Annotated in this window: 2 protein-coding genes; one reads left to right on the forward strand and one right to left on the reverse strand. The window is 58.0% G+C overall.

Annotated elements, in window-relative coordinates; translation table 11 throughout:
- Positions 1-548 precede the first annotated feature (548 nt).
- The gene (locus tag NW816_RS13895; RefSeq protein WP_414331634.1) at positions 549-950 is read left to right on the forward strand and encodes a SaoD/DsrE family protein; all 402 of its coding nucleotides are present in this window, start codon (positions 549-551) and stop codon (positions 948-950) included.
- Between the two features lie 15 nt (positions 951-965).
- Here NW816_RS13895 and clpB read toward each other — a convergent pair whose 3' ends face one another.
- Complete coding sequence (clpB, locus tag NW816_RS13900) at positions 966-3,608, reverse strand: ATP-dependent chaperone ClpB (protein ID WP_414380920.1); 2,643 nt, start codon at positions 3,606-3,608, stop codon at positions 966-968.
- Positions 3,609-3,833 lie beyond the last annotated feature (225 nt).

Here is a 3,833-nt window from a genome sequence, read left to right on the forward strand (position 1 = left end):
GCCAGGAACTTCTTGAGTTTTCTCTATCTCGTCAGTGCTCTCTTTTGGCTCAAATGAAAGATCAACACAACCTAGTGGTTCAATAGAGCAACTCCGAGAGCAGCCTTGGCAATTAGAAACCCCAAATCCTGACAACCCGCCAGAAAACCCCTCCCGCATCTCAAGTGAGAAATGCCACTGAATAATTGGCCGTGTCCTCAGTAAACCCACAATCTGTAGTCATTTCAGGTTAGGGTGAGACGCCTGGGCTATTGAGAAAAGCCTTCTGGCCCGCCGCATTATTGCTCCGCAACGCTGACGCGACAACGCGACCAACGTTTTAGGTGTGGGTGCAGCGTCCTGGTTTGAATCGAAATAATCGTAACTTCCCTCTCCTGCGAAGGGAGAGGAGCTGGACAGCACAAAGGCATCAGGAACAGTCTCAAGCAGGTTCGCAATGAACCTCCACCTCGGCCTGCTGGGTTCCGGCAACCCCCGTCAGGGAATTCGTGTTACTTTGAAAATGATAATCATTAATAATCAAAATTGAGAACAGCAAGGAGGGCCTCATGAAAGTTGCCTACGTGTTCACTCACCCTCGCTGCGGCACCTATAAGTTGGGCCAGATGATCCTGCCCCAGCTAGAAGCAGGGGTGCATGGAGCGCAGGTGGTGGGCATGTTCTTTTTCGACGACAACTGCTTTGTTTTGCGGCAGGGGGATCCCATTGGCGAGCGCTTGGCCAAAGTTGCCCAAGAGCAAAACATCCTGCTGATGATGTGTGACATGTGCGCTCTGGAGCGCAACCTAGCCGAAGGGGAACCCCGCTGGTGCGACGCTCAAGGACGCGGGCGCAGAGAGCCAGCTCGGTGCGTTCCCAAAAACGTCGTCAAAGGAGTGCAGGTGGGCTGTTTCCCTGACCTCTACGAGGCCTTGAAGGACAACCCACCTGACCAAGTGATTACGCTTTGACGGAAGGACCCCGACTTAGCTGACGGCCACAGCCGCCGGCGGCTCTTGGCTGGGCTGAGAGCCGATCTTGCGGAAGATCAACCGCTCGTTGGCTACATCCACCAAAATGCGGTCGCCGGGTAGGAACTCGTTTTCCAGCAGCTTGGTGGCAATGGGATTTTCGATCTCCCGCTGGATCACCCGCTTCAGGGGACGGGCCCCGAACACTGGGTCGTAGCCCACCTCTGCCAGGTAGTCCTTGGCTTCTTCGGTGAGCAGGATCTCGATTTGCTGATCTGCCAGCAGCTTTTCCACCCGCTGCATTTGCAGGCCGACAATCTGGCGAATTTGCTCTTTGGTGAGGGCGTGGAAGATGATCAGCTCGTCCACCCGGTTGAGGAACTCCGGTCGGAAGTGGTGCCGCAGCATGGCCAGCACCTGAGTTTTCATCTCCTCGTAGCGGCTTTCATCGGCCCCAATTTCCAGGATGAGGTCGCTGCCGATGTTGCTGGTCATGATGATGATGGTGTTTTTGAAGTCCACTGTCCGCCCTTGGGAGTCGGTAATGCGGCCATCGTCCAGCACCTGCAGCAGGATGTTGAAGACATCAGGGTGGGCTTTTTCCACCTCGTCAAACAGCACCACCGAGTAGGGGCGTCGCCGCACCGCTTCTGAGAGTTGCCCCCCTTCCTCGTAGCCCACATAGCCCGGAGGGGCCCCCACCAAACGGGAGACCGAGTGCTTCTCCATATACTCGGACATGTCGATGCGCACCATCGCCTCGGAAGTGTCGAAGAGGAACTCCGCCAAAGCACGGGCCAGCTCGGTTTTCCCCACGCCAGTGGGCCCCATGAACAGGAAAGAGCCGATGGGGCGATTGGGATCCTTCATGCCGGCCCGGGCGCGCCGAATGGCTGCCGCTACGGCGGCTACCGCCTCGTCTTGGCCCACCACCCGCTGGTGCAAATGGGCTTCCAGGCGCAGCAGCTTCTGCTTTTCCGACTCCATCAGGCTGGTGACTGGGATCCCGGTCCAGCGGGAGACGATCTCAGCGATATCTTCAGGAGTCACTTGCTCCCGCAGCAGCGGCTCGCCGTTGGTCTGCAGCTTGGCCAGGTGAGCCTCCTGCTCTTGGATTTGCCGCTCCAATTCCATCAGCCTGCCGTACTTGAGCTCGGCAGCGCGGTTGAGGTCATATTTTTGTTCAGCCTGTTCGATTTGAAGCTTGACGGCGTCCCGCTCGGCTTTAAGGCTTTGCAGGCGTTCGATAGCCTCTTTTTCAAATTGCCAGCGAGCATTCAACTCCCGTTGTCGCTCCGTCAGGTTGGCCAGCTCCTGCTCAATTTTGCTGAGGCGATCTCTAGAGGCAGCATCATCTTCTTTTTTCAGGGAGAGCTCCTCCATCTGCAGTTGCATGATGCGCCGGTCGATCTCGTCCAGCTCGACGGGCTTGGAGGTGATCTCCATCTTCAGCTTGGCCGCCGCCTCGTCCACCAGGTCGATGGCTTTGTCGGGCAGGAAGCGCTCGGAGATGTAGCGGTTGGAGAGCACCGCTGCCGCCACCAAGGCGGAGTCGCTAATTTTCACCCCATGGTGCAGCTCGTAGCGCTCTTTGAGGCCGCGCAGGATGGAGATGGTATCTTCCACCGAAGGCTGATCCACGTACACCGGCTGAAAGCGGCGTTCTAGGGCCGCATCTTTTTCGATGTGCTTGCGGTATTCATCCAGGGTGGTGGCGCCGATACAGCGCAACTCGCCCCGCGCCAGCATGGGTTTGAGCAAGTTGCCGGCATCCATGGCCCCTTCGCCGGCCCCGGCGCCGACAACGGTGTGCAACTCGTCGATGAAGAGGATGATCTGGCCTTCGGATTCAGTGACCTCTTTGAGCACAGCTTTGAGGCGGTCTTCAAATTCCCCGCGGTACTTGGCCCCGGCAATGAGAGCGCCCATGTCCAGAGCAATGACTCGCCGGTTTTTCAGAGACTCCGGCACATCTCCCCGGTTGATGCGCTGGGCTAGGCCCTCCACAATGGCTGTTTTCCCCACGCCGGGTTCGCCGATGAGGACGGGGTTGTTTTTGGTGCGGCGGGAGAGCACCTGAATGACGCGGCGGATCTCGTCATCTCGCCCGATCACCGGGTCCAGCTTCCCTTCGCGGGCCGCCTGGGTGAGATCGCGGCCATAGCGCTCCAGGGCTTCGTAGCGGGATTCGGGGTTTTTGTCGGTGACCCGCTGTTTGCCTCGCACCTCTTTGATGACCGGTTTGAGGCGCTCTACCGTCAGGCCCAGGGGTGCCAAGACCCGCTTGCCCACCCGCTCATCTTGCAGGGATCCCAAAAACAAGTGCTCCACCGAGATGAAATCATCGCCGTACTCTTTGCGAAACTCCTCGGCCCGATCCAGGGTGGTTTCCAGGCCGCGACCCAAGTAGAGCTGATCCACCCGCGCCAACTTGGGCTGCTGGTTGATGAAGCTTTCCACTTTATCCCGCACCAGCCTCGGATCGATACCTGCCCGTTGCAGGAGGGTTTGGGTGAGCCCCCCCTCTTGATCCAGAAGGGAGATCAGCAAATGCTCGGTTTCCAACTGTTGCTGCTGGTGCCGCCGGGCCACATCTTGGGACTGGACAATGGCGCTCCAAGCTTTTTCGGTAAATTGGTTGGGATTGGTGGGCTGCATAGGAGTTCGGCAGAGCTTTGCTACTCAGTATAGGAAGGCAATACAGACACAGGGAGCACCCTGGACTCTTTCGGGGCAGTAGAGCTGGGTGCCGGAAGCGCCGGTAGGATCTTCCTGATCTAGGTATCGCCTATTTTGCCAGAGCCAGAGTTCGCAACAACCGTCCTCTCCAGCTGCGATCCATGGAGGGATCCCCGCCTTATTCTTCTTCTTCGTAGGGACGGC

Origin of the sequence: Synechococcus sp. W55.1 (genome assembly GCF_047461655.1) — a bacterium.
In the GTDB taxonomy this organism is placed as follows: Bacteria; Cyanobacteriota; Cyanobacteriia; order Thermostichales; family Thermostichaceae; genus Thermostichus.

Bases quoted from the DNA above. Each gene is read 5' to 3' on its own strand.
- NW816_RS13895 (WP_414331634.1), top strand. From the start codon at position 549: ATGAAAGTTGCCTACGTGTTCACTCACCCTCGCTGCGGCACCTATAAG.
- clpB (WP_414380920.1), bottom strand. From the start codon at position 3,608: ATGCAGCCCACCAATCCCAACCAATTTACCGAAAAAGCTTGGAGCGCC.